Genomic DNA, 14,441 nt, shown 5'->3' on the forward strand with positions numbered 1-14,441 from the left:
GTGTCTCATCCTCCGGCTTTCCATCGCTCCGCTTAATTCTCCGCGCCACAAGATATGTCCGTCCTCTTCATTTCGTCCAGTTTCTTTGGCTACGCCAAGCACATAAAGAACGAACTGGAAAAGAAGTTTGAAAATGTCTTCTGGTATGAAGACAGGCCTTCGACCAGTTTTCTCGGGAAAGTAAAAACAAGACTACTTCCCGGCATTGCGGAGAAAATGGCTTTTCGCTATTTCAAGCGCATTGCCGAGGAGAATAGAGATAAGAATATCCGGGAAGTTTTTGTCATCAAGGGTGAATCCCTTTCGGTCGAATCGATAAAATACTTGAGAAAGGTATTTCCTGATGCCATTTTCAGACTGTATTTTTGGGACGGCTACAAAAATATGCCGTCCTCTTCATTTGCGAAGGTCGATCACTTCGACGTGGCGCTGAGCTTTGATCCGGTCGATGTAAAAAATGACTCAAGGCTGAAATATCGGCCTTTATTTTTTGTTAGAGACTATCAAAACAGTCGGCCGATCACCCCCGATATCGACTTGCTATTTGTTGGTACCGCGCATACCGATCGATATAAGATTGTCAAGAAAATTGATGAATCTTTGACGGGGTCTGGTGTGAATTTTCACAAAGTACTTTATTGCCCCAGTCGAATCATATATTGGGCAAGAAGGGTATTTGATCCGAGTTTCTGGAGTGTCAAAAAGGACGATTTTATATTCAAGCCAATTTCTCACAAAGAGTTATCTGGCCTTATGGCAAGAGCGGGCGCGGTTCTAGATATCGAGCGAACCGCTCAAACTGGCTTCACGATGAGGACGCTGGAAATTCTCGGGTCCGCAAGAAAACTGATCACGACTAATCCCAGTGTTCTTGGTGCGAGTTTCTATGATCCAAAGAATGTCTTGGCGATTGATCGTAAAAATCCTGCAATACCAAAAGATTTCCTAAGATCGCCGCGCATTGATGTTGACGAAGCTATCGTTGCCTACTACTCGATAGCTGCCTGGGCGGATGAGATTTTTGGTGACTTGCCAAAGGTTCGGGCGAAACTCCCCGAGCAGCAGATGCCGACACTCGTGGATTAGTTCCTGTTTTTTAATATTGCTGGTCAATGAGTTGGTTGACAATAAAATCCATCCATATTTCACGGGCCCGAACTGAAAAATAATATGCGAGCAATAAAATTCGCCGCGCCAAGATTGCGATATAAATCGATTCTTTTGTGGATTTCGTTTGCAACTGCATTCATTTCTGGGCTGTATGTTGAGACACCCGTCGGGATCCTGTTTTTCGCCTATTTTGTGATGGCGGCGACTTATGTTCCGATGGTGATATTCAACCGATCATTTGGTGTCACCAAGGATTTTGTTTTCTTATTTGTTCTCCTTCTTCTCGTCTCACTGATCAGCGTGCTGCTCACGTATGAGAGTTATGGAATGTTCGTAGAAAGAGTAATTTCTGCGAGCGCAAAAATCGTGTTACTCATGTTTTTTGTTGTTTATTACTACTCGGCATATCGATTAACAGGTAAGTCGGTCGGTGCGTTTTTTGAAAAGTACCTGCAGGTTGCAGCTTTCTTTTCATGGCTGGGTATCGCCCAGCAACTATTTTTTGTTGTTGCCCAAGTTGACATATTTTTTCCATTCACCGAAGGCGCCAAAGACTACGGGGTTTATTTGGGTGTTGCTGGACTGAGTGTTGAACCGGCGTTCTATGCATGTGCGTTGGTTCCTGCCGCTGCTTATCACATGTCCAGTTTCGTTCGCCACTTTAAGGTGAGCCTGAGCGGAGCAGCAGTCATCGTCGCCCTGATATTTTCAACTTCATCTCTCGGATATCTTGGCCTGTTTGCAGCGGTAGTGATTTCGTTCTTGACTGGGTTAAGTCCAAAAAAACTCTGGATTCTAAGTTTTACGATTCCATTTGCGCTGTTCGGCGCATACAAGTTGTCCGAAACCGAATTCTTTCAGTTGAGGTGGAACGATACTGTCTCCATGCTCGCTAACACTCAATTGACCGTAGATGATGGGATCAACATTAGTACCTACTCTGCGGTGGTAAATGCGTCCATCGCCCAGCGCTCCATTGAAGATAATTTTGGAGTAGGAGCGGGATTTGGGATGTATAGCGTCGTATTTGACAAATACATTGACAATTATGAAATGCCGACATACCGCGATGAACTCCCGGGTCGAGGTTCTGCGACGTCGATGTTGAGTCGCCTAACGGCAGAGCTTGGAGTAGGGGCTTGGCTGTTTATCTGTCTTTTTTTCTATTGGAGCTGGCGAGTCATCAGGTCTGAAAACTATGCTGCGATAAGCATCGCATGCCTGTCGAGTTTGATCATTATTCTTCTTCGGATGGGGGAGTATTATGCCAATGGCATCGTCTTTGTGTTTCTTTTGATTTACTTGATGCACAAGGAATTGCGAATTCTCAGGCGAATCGAGCGAAACTCTCTTACTTAAAGTGCCGTGCTGATGAATTTGCAACGGCTCGCGGCGGTATTAAATACTCTCGTTTTGCGCGGCGCGGGGGCGGCTGTCGCAGTCTTATTTACTGTTCTAGTTTCTCGCTACTTGGAGACAAGAGACGCAGCTCGTTTTTTTCTGCTATTCAATATTAGTGTCATCGCGGCCGTGTGCTATCGCTGGGGGTTGGACGAAGTCATCATCCGGCGCGTAGCTTCTGCTTCCGCTTCCGAAGTTTCCACATTGAGAATGCACTTAATTGTTATTTCTCATCGACGCGTACTCACGTGGACAGGATTGTCATTGATTCTGTCTTTGGCGCTGCAGCAGCCGAAAATAAGTTTAGTGCTTTATGGATTCACGTTTACTGAAGCTCTCGGCCTTTCGGTTGCATCCGCGCTGATTGCACTTTCTGCATGTGCAGCTCGTGCTTACCAAGGAGAAGGACGTACAAACCTTGCCACATTTCTCTTGAATATTGTGGTTCCCCTTTTCTCTCTTTTCGGATTGCTATTACTGATGGCCGGGGGCTGGCGCGCCAACGCGGAGCAGCTTTTTTTTCTGTACACAGCCATTGTTTTTTTTGTGTACTTGAGCGTTATTGCGACTTACAGATCACCTTTATCAGTATTAGTGCGATGCACTAATAGTCTAGATGCTGCCGATCGGAGGGCAGATTCTCGTGCAGCTAACAAGCTCGGCGGAGTAGTTTTGGCGCAGCAAATTTTGGGCTGGACCGCCTTGCTTGTAGTGCCAACCGTCTATGGCGCGGAGCTTTACAAAGGTTTCATGGTGGCGCAGAAAATTTCAACACTTATCAGCTTGGTAATGTTGGCGATTAACTTCACATTCTCTTCACGCTTCGCTGTTCTGCATGCTGAAAGAAAATTCAATGAATTACGAAGAATCATAAGGATTTCGTTCTTTACAATTCTTGGCGCCAGCATTCTGGCATCTATCGCCATCATGCTATTTCGCGAGCAGATTTTCGCGTTCGCTCGAATAGAGAAAAATATGGATGCCACACTTGTGGTGTTGCTATTTAGTCAAGTGCTTTTTTCAGTTGCCTCACTCTTTTCGGTGGTGCTAAGTATGTGTCGAGACGAAAATTTCCTATTGATTTCGCAGGGCGCAATAAACTTCATTGGGGTTCTTGTGTTTTTTTGTTTAAGTTATTTTTTTGCGATCGAAATGGCTTGTGTTTCTTTTGTACTTGGCTATTTGGCGCTCTCGTTGATATTGGGTGTACGGGTGCGTAATATCACTGTCGCTTGAGGGGGGGGGGTGTGAACTCAAGTTTAAAATACAGAAAAATAAAAGATTTCAAATTTAGTGGAACTGCAGTATTTGGGAAGGTAAATTATGCGAACGTGGTTGCGATATATCTTTATGATACTTCTCTGGGTGGTTGGATAAAGAAGATAATCTTTTCTCTGTTCTACGCGACGCGAGTGATTACGCATGAGACAGCGAAATGCCGCGTGCTGCTTTTCTATTCTGCCCGTCATAAAAAGAGAGCCGACTATGACTACATACCGAATCAACTGCGTGAAATCCTAGGAAGGAACTGCTCCTACGCAGAAAGCGAAGAGCGATTTTCTATCGTACAGGCTTGGCAGACGCTCACGCGATTTTGGTCATCTTTTCAAGGCGTAAAAGGGTATCGCGTTGGAGTTTTGCAAAAAGTAGCAACTGCACTGCTCATTGCAAAATACAGAACTACCGCTATTTACTCGTTTCGGTCGCTGCTGCGAGGACAGGATCGCTTGGTTACTTTCTGCGACGCCCATGCGCCCGAAAATCTTTTGGCTCAAATGGGAAATACTGCTGGATTGTTTACGGTGACCAACCAGCACGGACAGTACCGTGTCTTAGATGAGCGAAATATGAGCTCTGATGCTGAAGCTTATTCAAACTTTGTTAGCCGGCGAATGCTCTGTTGGGGTAAAGCTACGCAAGCCGAATTTTCTCGCTATGGATTTCCGCCGGAGAACTTAATAGTAAGCGGATGGGTCAAGGACTGGAGTCGGCTCGCCTTGCCTAGGGCAAAGAAGATTTCTAAAGGTGTGTTCGGTGTGATGCTGAATGCTGACAGCGCTAAAGAATCTAACCTTGAGTTGATTGCGACTGCTAAATTTATTGCGCAGGAGCTCGGACTTCAATATTTGATTCGGTTGCATCCGTGGAGTCGCCCTAAAGAATATCTAGAACATTTGGATGGAGGCTTGCAAAGCATTGGACATTTCGATATTGCAACCTATTTGATTGATGTCGATTTTAGTCTGGCTCATATGTCGGGTGCGGTCGTTGAGGTTTTATATGCCGGAGCACCGATTTATTTATTGAACGATGGGCGCTTGGCGCAAGCCTTTCAAGTCGACGGCTTAAGTTATCCCGACTCCTGCTCTATTGTCGCGGCTGTGAAGGCTGATCAATTGATGCCAATTGCCGCGCAGCGCCGTTTTCTTAATATAGGTCAATGGTATAACGATGATCGTGATCAAGCGGCTCGTATTCGAAAAGCGATTTTTGAAGGAATAGAGTGAATGCGGAATTGCATTCAAGTTCTGTGTTTTGATTCCTAATCGAGGTATTTAATGAAAATTCCGATCGCAGATGGCGTGATGAGCGGTAATCATTTGCCGTTCGTTCTGTTCGGTGGCATCAATGTGCTGGAGAATCTCGATTCGACGTTGGTGGCTGCAGAGCACTACGTGAAGGTGGTGTCCAAGCTCGATATTCCCTACGTATTCAAGGCTTCGTTCGACAAGGCCAATCGTTCCTCCATTCACTCATTTCGTGGCGTGGGCCTGCATGAGGGCCTTCGGATTTTTGAGGAAGTCAAGAAGCGCTTCGGCGTTCCTGTAATCACGGACGTGCACGAAGTGGAGCAGGCGGCGACTGTGGCCGAGGTCGTAGACGTGCTGCAAATCCCCGCGTTCCTGGCCCGTCAGACTGATTTAGTGGTTGCTGTGGCAAAGACCGGACGCGCGGTCAACATCAAAAAGCCGCAGTTTCTAAGTCCCACTCAGCTCAAGCACATCGTCACCAAAATTCGCGAATCGGGCAACGAGCGCATCATCCTGTGCGAGCGGGGCGCGCAATTCGGTTACGACAATCTGGTGGTGGACATGCTCGGGTTCCGCGAGATGATCAGTTCCACTGGTGGGCTGCCGGCGATCTTCGACGTGACCCACAGCCTGCAACGCCGAGATGCCGGCAGCGAGGCATCCGGAGGGCGTCGCAATCAGGTGCTGGAATTGGCTCGCGCTGGCATGGCGGTGGGGCTCGCCGGGCTATTCCTGGAGGCTCACCCAGACCCGGATCGCGCCCGTTGCGATGGTCCCAGCGCGCTCCCGCTGGCGGCGCTGGAGCCGTTTCTTACCCAGGTCAAGGCGATTGACGACTTGGTGAAGAGTTTTCCTCCGCTGGATATCCGTTGATCGAGAGGGCCGCGCTGGGCTTGCGCCACGGAATCGGTGGGCCTGGTAAATCTTGATCGGCTGCTGTTGTGCCGCAATCCTTCTTATCTTTGAAAGAGCGAAAAATGAACACAGTCGCAACATCCGCCATGGACTACCGCGCTTCTGCCAAGCGAGTTTTCCAGGTCGAGGCCGAGGCAGTTGCCGAACTCGCAGGCAAGCTCGATGGTGATTTTTCTCTGGTGGTGGAGCACATCCTGCAGTCCAGCGGCCGCACCATCGTCTGTGGCATGGGGAAGTCGGGCATCATCGGAAAGAAGATCGCAGCCACACTGGCAAGCACCGGCACACCCAGCTTTTTCATGCATCCTGGTGAGGCGTACCACGGCGACCTGGGCATGGTGACTTCTGCGGATGCCTTTCTTGCCATCTCCTTTTCCGGGGAGACCGAGGAGGTGGTCAAGTTGCTGCCTTTCCTGAAGGACAACGGCAATTTCCTGGTGGCGATCACAGGCAATCCGAACTCTACGTTGGCGCGCGCGGCCGACTGTCATTTGAATGTGGGCGTGAAGGCTGAGGCCTGTCCGCTGCACTTGGCGCCAACTGCCTCGACCACGGCGACGTTGGCGATGGGCGATGCATTGGCGGTGACGCTGATGGAAGCGCGTGATTTCAGGCCAGAACATTTCGCCCGCTTTCACCCTGGGGGTTCGCTAGGGCGGCGTCTGCTGAGTCGCGTCGGACATGAAATGACGAGTGCGAACCTGGCCATTATTGGCGAAGACGCACAGATCATGGATGTCATCAGTGCGATTACACGTTCCAGCCTAGGACTGGCCATCGTCAAGGTCGACAGCGAGTGGGCCGTAATCACCGATGGCGACGTGCGGCGTGCGGTCGCGCGCTATGGCAAAGACGTTTTCGATCGTCGCGCATCTGATGTGATGACGCGCAGCCCGGTGCGTGTGGCGGCGGAGACGCGAGTGGAAGATGCTATTGCGCTGATGGAACGCCACCGCATTTCTTCGCTGCTGGTATTCGACAAAGAGACGCTGGTTGGCGTTTTCAAGAAGTAGCTGACTTTGCCCGAAAGCCAAATTGACCTGCGGGGCTATCGATAATTAAGCATTCAATGCAATACGTTTTTAAAATTACCTGGGCCATTCGTGCAGTCTTTTATAAATTGATATTTGGATCTTTCAAATTTCCGGGCTACATTGGGTCCCCAAAGTTTTTAGTGCAGCCGAGTCGAATTTACGTGGGAAAAAAGGTAAGAATTTTTCCTGGGTTTCGGGCTGAATGCCATGGTCAAGGAAAAATATTTATTCATGATGATGTCGCCATTGAGCAGGATTTTCACATCACTAGCATGGGGGAAATTAGCATTGGTAAGGGAACGCTCATCCTGGGATTTTCTTCTGTCACGGATATTGAACATCATCATGAGGAAGTTGACGTTCCAGTACTCAGGCAGCCGATGATATGGAAGAAAACAAGAATAGGGGAAAATTGCTATATTGGTATGGGGGCTCGCATACAAGCCGGGACCATCTTGGGCAATGGCTGTGTCGTTGGTGCCAATGCTGTGGTACGCGGAATTTTTCCTGATTATTCCGTAATTGTTGGTGTTCCCGCTCGAGTTATTAAAATGTACAATCCGGAAAATAAAACTTGGGAGAGGATTCAAAAATAGATTTTGGATGGCCGGCTTTAGCTCGACGGGTTTTGATCGGCATCTTTGGCAGTCACGCTGAAAAATCATTCGTCCGGTGACTGGGCGTGTTTCCGGATCATGTGCTTCACCGATGTCACAGTCGGGGCTTGCGTCTGCCGCGTTGAAATAGCGCAGCGAAACGGAACGCAGGCCATACGCGTGGGCGGCATCCGCCAGCATGCGCTCCACCATCAACTTGACGGCACCATAGGGGTTGATAGGCGCCTTGGGATGGTCTTCGTTGATGCGTTCGGCCGACGGTGGGCCGACACTGCGGCCGTGGATGAAAAGACGACGCGATCGACGCCATGGCGCTGCATCGCTTGTCGCAGGTTGAGTGTGCCGCTGACGTTGTTGAGGTCGTCGTCGTCGGGTGCCTGTATCGATTCGCCGACCAGCGAGCGCTCGCAGAAATCGACGCTCTGGTCGAAATCTTGTCGCGGTCAGGCGTCGTACTTGTATTCCGTGTATCGATAGCCACCGTAGCGATAGCCATGGCTGCCGTAGTGGCGGCGCGTCAAGTCGATGCCATTGAAGATCACGCCATTGACTGTTCTACCCGCTTGCGCAAGGCGCTTGGCGCTCTCGTTAAGTTCGCCGAGCTGGGTCTGATCCGCGCGGGCCACGAGGAGTACTGCGCCCATGTGTGGCGCCACTGCGGCGGTGTCAGTCGCCACGAGCACTGGCGGCGTGTCAATCACCACCAGGTCGTATCGGGCGGAAACCATGTCGAGCAAGCGGACGAAGCTTTCCGACATCAGCATGTCGGCTGGATTAGTCGGCAGCTTGCCCGTAGTCAGCACGTCGAGATTCGGCAGCACCTGCGAACGGATGGCCTGATCTGTCGAGAGTTCGCCAGCCAGCAGTTCCGACAGGCCACCCTCGCGCCGCAGGCCAAACTGCTTGTTCAGATGGCCCTTGCGCATGTCGGCGTCGATCAACAGCACCCGCTTGCCGGCATGGGCCATGATGGCTGCGAAGTTGCCTGAAACGAAGCTCTTGCCAATGCCTGGCGTTGCGCCGGTGATAAGCACGCGGTTGTTACCGGCTTCGAGAGTGGCGAATTGCAGCGCGATCCGCAAACTGCGAAGTGCTTCGATGGGCGGGCTTTCCGGGTGGGTCACGGCAAGCAGCCGAATGCCCCTCGCACCTTCGGCAACACTTTGGTCGAGCACCGTCTGCTCGGCGGTGAAGGGCACGACCGAGTAAACCGTCAAGCCGGTGTGGGCCTCGATCTCCTGCGGATCCCGGATGCCTGCGAGGAAGCGAGCTCGCACCAGGGCCAGTACCACGCCGGCCAGAAGGCCGAGCACCAGCGCGAGCGCCAGAACAAGTGGTTTCTTCGGCTTGACTGGCTCCTTTGGTTTCACTGCCTTGTCGAGCAAGCGCACGTTGCCGGTCTTGCCTTCCTTCACCAGGCGCAATTGCAGTGCGTTGTTCTGCAGCGACTGGTACAGCCCGCTGTTCACCCGCACGTCGCGTTCGAGGCGTAGCGCATCCTGCTGCATCGTGGGCATTCGGCTCACGCGCGCATTGAGGCCGCCAATCTCTTTGTCGATGGCGGCAATCTGCCCATCGATAATCTTCACCCGCGAGTTGGCGTCGGTGAAGCGCGCCGCCACCTCGCGGCGACGCTGCTGGGTTTCGAGGAGCTTGGTTTGCAGTTCGATAGTCTGGGTCAATACACCCTTGGCTTCTTCGTCGAAGGCCACGGTGCCGTTCTTGTTGCGAAATCGCGTGTAGGCGTCTTCTGAAGCCTCGAGCTGGCGCTTGAATTCGGGCAGTTGCTCGTCGAGGAACTGCAGCGTTTTCTGCGCTTCGGCCGCCTTGCGTTCGACGTTCTGCTGCACGTACTGATTGGCGATGGCATTGAGGATGCCGGAGAGGCGATCGCGGTCGCTGTCTTCCAGTGCCACGCTGATCACATTCGACTGCTTGCCCTGTTCACCGATCTGCATGCGCTTTTGCAGATCCTCGATGGTTCGTAACCACGAGGCGCGCAAAACGACAAATTCCGCGCCGGGCTTGCCATCAAGCTTGTTAATGAGCAGGTCGATGGTGCCGCCTTCGAGGACATGGTGGAGTGGCTGGCCGACGACGCCGGTCAGCGGCCGGTCCAAATCCTCGTGCGTGAGTGTGTATTTGCCGCCGCCCTGAGCGGTGACAAGGAAAGGCTCTTCGTCCTCGAATTCGGTCGGCACGTCGAAGCGGGCGACATCAATGCGTTCCTTGCCGTTGACGTAGCCGCCTATGCCGAGGAAGCCCGGATTCGAAAGCTCGTCGGCCCGCCGCGCCAGCCAGGTGCCGAGTATCGGTAGATAGCGAGGCTTGGCGTCGATATAGAAGCGCGTCTGATCCACCGCGGCGCCGAGCACCATCCGTGAGCGGATGACTTGGATTTCGCCGGTGGCGGGCGTTTTGACGTCGAAGAGACTGGAGGCATCGCCGAGGAAGCCCTTGGCATCAGGCGTAGCGTCCTCGACTTGGATCAGCAGGTTGGACTGGTAGATAGGGGCGGACAGCAATGCGTAGGCCCCACCGAGCACCAGCGCCAGCGCCGTGACCCCCGCGACCAGCCACTTGCGGTCGATCAGGATGTCAAGATATTCAGACAGGTAGACCTCGTCATCGTCAACAGTCGAGGGAGCGGCAGGCTGACCGAGGCGCGCAGCATTGGAAGTGGTCACAGCAGGGGTGTTCATTTGAATTGCCGAATGCGTTCGGCCCATGTCTTGACGCCGGCGTCGATGAGTTGAAGTGCGTGCTCGAAGGCTTCCTGGCCCATGCGGTAGGGGTCAGGGATATTCAGCTTGGCGGTTTCGGCAAGGCGAAAGACCCTGCCGCGCGTGAGCGGGTAGTTGTTTTCGATGTGGCGGCGCTGCCCCTCGTCCATGGTGAGGATCAGGTCGGCCTGAACGCACATGGACTGGGTGATCTGGCGCGCGCGGTGGGCGCCCAGGTCGAGGCCCCTCGCGGCCATCAATTCCTGGGCAATGGGGTCCGCAGGATGGCCGATCAACGCACCCGTGCCGGCCGACGACACGGTGATCTGCGGCAGGGCGTCGGCGAGCATGACGTGCGCCATCGGGCTTCGGCAGATGTTGCCGATGCAAACGACGAGAACGGATTTCAACGTGTCCGCCTTTCTATGCAGAAATGGACAACGCATGCGCCTGGTAGGCGCGGGCGAGCGATATTAACTTGCATACAAACACTCATGGGCTGCTGCTGCGATCGAAGTTCAAGATGTTGTCTCCGGCGCGAGGCTTGTTGTCTGGCGGGGCCGCAAAGTTGAAGGCGCCCTGGTCGCGTACGGAGGTCAGTTCATAAAGGGTGTTGCTGCGGCCCAGGCGCGCGCCGCCGTCGCGCGTGAGCGGCGACCACGCAAAGCCCAGCGCAAACTTGCTCGACCGCGGCAGCAGCGCATCGAGCGGAATCGAAAGATAGATGCCCTTGTCGAAACTGCCTTCCCCGAACCGCGCGGATGAGACGTTGGTCTTGGTGGCGTAGGCGCCCAGCACAAAGCCATTGTCGAAGCGGCGGATGACTTCGAGCGTGACGCCGCGGTCGCCTGCAAGGTACTGGCCCGCGCTGATCTTGGCCATGACGCCGTTCCAGCCGGTGTCCCAGTAAAGGCTGGCGTGGCCGGTGGTCACCTTGTAGTCGCGCAGGCCGAAGTCCTGGTTGAAGTCGCGCTGCCGCACGCGATTGATGTCCACGCCAAAGGCCACCGGCGAGCGCGCCGGCCGATACATCCATTCGGCACCCACGCCGGCAAACATGGATTCGAGCAGACCGCCATACATGCTGTAGTAGTGGTTGCTCGACAACTGCCCCACGTGCGTGAGCTGCAGCGACGGAATGGTGAAGCGCCGAGAGGTGACGTACTCGCGCTGGTAGGTGCGCACGCGCGGCAGATCGCTGGGCGCGGTGTAGGTGAACTTGTCGTAGTTGTCGGCCAGCCGCAGGTTGACCGCGCCGCTGAGCCAGGTGCGCGGCGTAAAGCGGTATTCGGCGGTGGCCTGGATGCCGAGCTGGTAGAGAAGAAAGGCGTCGGGGCCGCCGACGATCTGCCCATAGCTCGGCGCAATGCCAAAGGTGAACTTGTCGCGGGGGCGCACCCAAGGGGCATTCGTCTCCGTGGCGGCGGCCTCGGCGACGGTGCTCTGCGCAGTGCCGCTCTTTTCGTCGGGGCGGGCCAGCTCGGGTTCGTAGTCGCGCTTGGACACGGCACGCGCCGCATGCGGCGGCAAGGCCTGGATGCGCGCGGCCACCCATTCGGCGCGGTCGACGGCCTGCGCATGCACCGCGAGCCCGCGCTCGGCGTAGTGAAAGACAAAGCTCTTGATGGTGTCGGGCGCATCGTGGTGGAGCACCGCAATGGCTTTTTCAACGCGCGCGGTGCGGTAGACGGTGTTGCTGTCGGTCACCCACACATGCAGCACGTCGTCCTTGGGCGCAATGCGCTCGACGGTCCATTCGGTCTGTGCCTCGATCTCCGCCGCGGTGGTTGCCCAGCCGGGGGAGCGGGGGGCCGCCTCCGGCCTGAATTCCGGCAGCGGCCGGTCGGCGGGCTTGGGCGATTGCGAGGCCGCCAGGTTGCTTGCCAGCGTGAGGCCAATCATGAACTTGTCGCCGCGCTCGAAGCCGGCGGACAGCGTGACCTTGGGCGACACGCGGTAAGAGAGGCCAATGTTGATGGGTGAGCGCCGTCGCAGCTTGCTGCTCAGCGGTTCGCTCTGGTAGTCGTTGCCGTCGTATTCGAGCTTGAGCGTGAGCGGGTCCCACGGCGTGCGCCATTGCACGCCGCCAAAGAGGGCGGCCGGTCCCCGAAAGAAGCTGCTGATGTTGGCGTTGCCGGTGGTATTTGCGCGGGGTCGGGTGTCGAAACGGCTGCCCAGCAACTTGAAGGGGTTGGTGATGTTGCCGCTGGCGCCCAGGTAGCCCCAGCCGATGCCCAGGCTGAAGTCGAATTCATGCAAGCGCTTGCCGGCCACCAGGTATTCGCTCGAGAATAGGCCCGTGCCGCCGATGTCCCGAAAGCCCAGCGCCAGTTGGGGCAGGTAGGTGGATTCCTCGAGCAACCGGACCTTCAGGTCGATGCTCTTGTCCTTGAACGACTGGTCGACAAAAGTTGGCCCATAAACGCGGTTGGAGATGGATGTGTAGCGAAAGCCCGCTTCCATCCAGTCGAAGGGCTGGAACATGACGTTCAGCCGCGTGTAGGGCCAGATCGACGTGAGCGACGCGCGCGTGTCGCCGGCCACTCCCATGCGGGCCGATGGCGTTTGCAGCAGGCCGGTTTCGCCCCAGTCGTTGCCGCTGATGTCGAGCGGGCGCGGCTGCGAGGCTACGGCCTCGGGGAGCGTGCCGGCGACGGTGGGCGCGGCGAAAACGGGCGCATCGGCGGCCGGGGGAGCGGTGCTGGGCTCCTGCGGCGAGGGGCCTTGCACGGCAAGGAACTTGATCAGCCCCTCCGACAGTGCCGCCAGAGCGGACATGCGGCGCGGCGGGGCCCAGATCCAGGCGCCCGGCGCGGGTTCATCGGCGGGCTCGGCATTCCAGGCCCCAATGCCTGCGCGCGCGGTGCGGCCGTCGGGCTGCGCAATCCAGGCCCAGTCGGCGCCGCTGTCGAGGCCGCAGGCGCTCAGGTAGTCGAGCAGCAAGCGTCCGCCTTCATGCGGAACCCGGCAAAAGCTGCCGTCCGGCTGCACCACGGTCACCGTGCGCAGCGGGGCGGGCGGCACCGCGAGCCGCTGGCCTTCGCTGAGCACGGGGTCTTGCCCCGGATTCGCCTGCAGCCAGCGCGGATCGACGATGCCCAGCGCCACGCGGCCGGTCGCCGGAAGGCTCTGCAGCACAGACAGGAGTTGTTCGCGCGAAGCCCGTTCCTCGGGCGAGGCCGATCGAACGGCCGCTTCCACCCGCACCAGCAGCGACTCTTTCAGGAACTGCTGGGCGAGCAGTTCCTGCGGCACCTGCCATGCGAGGCCGGGGCTGGCCGCATCCTCGGGTTGGCGCAGCAGCCAGTCGCTGAGCCGCTCGCCCGGGCGCACTTCCGCGGCACCCGCAGGCGCGCGGGTCGTTGCTGCGGCGTGGGCGGAGGGAATCATCAACACGATCGCTGCGGCCAGTAGGCTGAGGCGGAAGGGGTTGGTGATGGGGCCGGGCGGGGGCGGGGGTCTCATGAACCAGCTGCGCTTGTCGAGGCAACGTTGGCTGGCACAGAGGGATTCCACCGCTCGAAGCTCAAGCACAGATCACGGGAAAGGCACTGCTCGGAATAGACCGCCTCGAGCTTGTCGCCAACCTGGGCGAGGCCAAAGCGTGCCGGCGGCAACGACGCCGAAGCCGGGCGCGTGCTGCTGCGTTCCTCGACCCAGCGCAGCGAACTTGCCGATCTGCCGGCGAGCATGGTGTCGGTAGGTGGCTTGATCGGCCGCTGCTCGATGTCGTCGCGTATGCCCGAACGGTAGCCTGGCATCAGGTCGCGCTCGCGTTGGAAGCGTGCTGTTGTTGTTGTCGTGCGCTCGGCGGCCGTGGCGGAAGGCCAGGCGGGTGCATTGACAAGGCGCACCGCGCGCCAGTCGGTCGTCAGGCCGGCCGTGGCCACAAGGCGCCCGTGGCGCAGGCGCACGGTTTCACCCGAGGCGCTGTACCAGACCTCTGTGGGACCTTCGGAATGGGGGTCGACGTATCCGAGCACGAGAAACACGGTGCGGCCTTCCAAGGTGGCCCGCAAATAGCTGAATTCCGGACGGAATGTGTGGGAGTCCGACGGCGAGGCGTTGTTGTTGTAGAGGTGCCGGGCCGTGGCAAGCATTGCCGAGGAG

At 56.0% G+C, this 14,441-nt stretch carries 11 protein-coding genes and 2 pseudogenes; 7 read left to right on the top strand and 6 right to left on the bottom strand.

Annotation, left to right across the window (positions count from 1 at the left end; translation table 11 throughout):
- Positions 1-54: 54 nt before the first annotated feature.
- The 7 genes from VAPA_RS34420 (at position 55) to VAPA_RS33850 (ending at position 7,587) form a co-directional block, all read left to right on the top strand.
- Positions 55-1,086 carry a CgeB family protein gene (locus VAPA_RS34420; RefSeq protein ID WP_021006679.1) on the top strand — a complete coding sequence of 344 codons (1,032 nt, stop codon included), beginning with the start codon at positions 55-57 and terminating at the stop codon, positions 1,084-1,086.
- A gap of 84 nt (positions 1,087-1,170) precedes the next feature.
- Complete coding sequence (locus tag VAPA_RS10180) at positions 1,171-2,469, top strand: hypothetical protein (protein ID WP_155248063.1); 1,299 nt, start codon at positions 1,171-1,173, stop codon at positions 2,467-2,469.
- Positions 2,470-2,475: 6 nt separating this feature from the next.
- Positions 2,476-3,747 (top strand): lipopolysaccharide biosynthesis protein, encoded by a 1,272-nt coding sequence (locus VAPA_RS34425; RefSeq protein ID WP_021006681.1) that lies wholly within the window; start codon positions 2,476-2,478, stop codon positions 3,745-3,747.
- Between the two features lie 11 nt (positions 3,748-3,758).
- A complete protein-coding gene (locus VAPA_RS34430) occupies positions 3,759-5,018 on the top strand; it encodes a hypothetical protein (protein ID WP_155248064.1) in 1,260 nt (419 codons plus the stop codon).
- A gap of 51 nt (positions 5,019-5,069) precedes the next feature.
- Positions 5,070-5,915 carry a 3-deoxy-8-phosphooctulonate synthase gene (gene kdsA, locus VAPA_RS10185; RefSeq protein ID WP_021006683.1) on the top strand — a complete coding sequence of 282 codons (846 nt, stop codon included), beginning with the start codon at positions 5,070-5,072 and terminating at the stop codon, positions 5,913-5,915.
- 104 nt (positions 5,916-6,019) lie between these two features.
- Complete coding sequence (locus tag VAPA_RS10190; RefSeq protein WP_021006684.1) at positions 6,020-6,970, top strand: KpsF/GutQ family sugar-phosphate isomerase; 951 nt, start codon at positions 6,020-6,022, stop codon at positions 6,968-6,970.
- A gap of 56 nt (positions 6,971-7,026) precedes the next feature.
- Positions 7,027-7,587: a DapH/DapD/GlmU-related protein gene (locus VAPA_RS33850; RefSeq protein ID WP_080666852.1), complete on the top strand. Its 561-nt coding sequence runs from the start codon at positions 7,027-7,029 to the stop codon at positions 7,585-7,587.
- 150 nt (positions 7,588-7,737) lie between these two features.
- On the opposite strand, the pseudogene VAPA_RS35600 reads toward VAPA_RS33850, so the two are convergent.
- From VAPA_RS35600 to VAPA_RS10210, 6 genes and pseudogenes are all read right to left on the bottom strand, one after another.
- Positions 7,738-7,854 (bottom strand): annotated as a pseudogene (locus VAPA_RS35600) (NAD-dependent epimerase/dehydratase family protein); the annotation flags it as partial.
- Positions 7,800-8,027 (bottom strand): annotated as a pseudogene (locus VAPA_RS35605) (NAD-dependent epimerase/dehydratase family protein); the annotation flags it as partial. The pseudogenes VAPA_RS35605 and VAPA_RS35600, both read right to left, overlap by 55 nt.
- Positions 8,028-8,051: 24 nt before the next feature.
- Positions 8,052-10,310: a polysaccharide biosynthesis tyrosine autokinase gene (locus tag VAPA_RS10195; RefSeq protein WP_021006686.1), complete on the bottom strand. Its 2,259-nt coding sequence runs from the start codon at positions 10,308-10,310 to the stop codon at positions 8,052-8,054.
- Positions 10,307-10,741, bottom strand: a complete 435-nt coding sequence (locus VAPA_RS10200; protein WP_021006687.1) for a low molecular weight protein-tyrosine-phosphatase — start codon at positions 10,739-10,741, stop codon at positions 10,307-10,309. Before VAPA_RS10200 ends, VAPA_RS10195 begins: the two co-directional genes overlap by 4 nt.
- Positions 10,742-10,823: 82 nt before the next feature.
- A complete protein-coding gene (locus tag VAPA_RS10205) occupies positions 10,824-13,796 on the bottom strand; it encodes a YjbH domain-containing protein (protein ID WP_021006688.1) in 2,973 nt (990 codons plus the stop codon).
- Positions 13,793-14,431, bottom strand: coding sequence for a YjbF family lipoprotein (locus VAPA_RS10210; RefSeq protein WP_041946070.1), 639 nt, complete (start codon positions 14,429-14,431; stop codon positions 13,793-13,795). The genes VAPA_RS10205 and VAPA_RS10210 overlap by 4 nt, the downstream gene beginning before the upstream one ends.
- Positions 14,432-14,441 lie beyond the last annotated feature (10 nt).

Source organism: Variovorax paradoxus B4, from assembly GCF_000463015.1.
Taxonomy (GTDB): domain Bacteria; phylum Pseudomonadota; class Gammaproteobacteria; order Burkholderiales; family Burkholderiaceae_C; genus Variovorax; species Variovorax paradoxus_E.

Coding starts and splice junctions, on each gene's coding strand:
- VAPA_RS34420 (WP_021006679.1), top strand. CDS start 55: ATGTCCGTCCTCTTCATTTCGTCCAGTTTCTTTGGCTACGCCAAGCAC.
- VAPA_RS10180 (WP_155248063.1), top strand. CDS start 1,171: ATGCGAGCAATAAAATTCGCCGCGCCAAGATTGCGATATAAATCGATT.
- kdsA (WP_021006683.1), top strand. CDS start 5,070: ATGAAAATTCCGATCGCAGATGGCGTGATGAGCGGTAATCATTTGCCG.
- VAPA_RS10190 (WP_021006684.1), top strand. CDS start 6,020: ATGAACACAGTCGCAACATCCGCCATGGACTACCGCGCTTCTGCCAAG.
- VAPA_RS33850 (WP_080666852.1), top strand. CDS start 7,027: ATGCAATACGTTTTTAAAATTACCTGGGCCATTCGTGCAGTCTTTTAT.
- VAPA_RS10195 (WP_021006686.1), bottom strand. CDS start 10,310: ATGAACACCCCTGCTGTGACCACTTCCAATGCTGCGCGCCTCGGTCAG.
- VAPA_RS10205 (WP_021006688.1), bottom strand. CDS start 13,796: ATGAGACCCCCGCCCCCGCCCGGCCCCATCACCAACCCCTTCCGCCTC.
- VAPA_RS10210 (WP_041946070.1), bottom strand. CDS start 14,431: ATGCTTGCCACGGCCCGGCACCTCTACAACAACAACGCCTCGCCGTCG.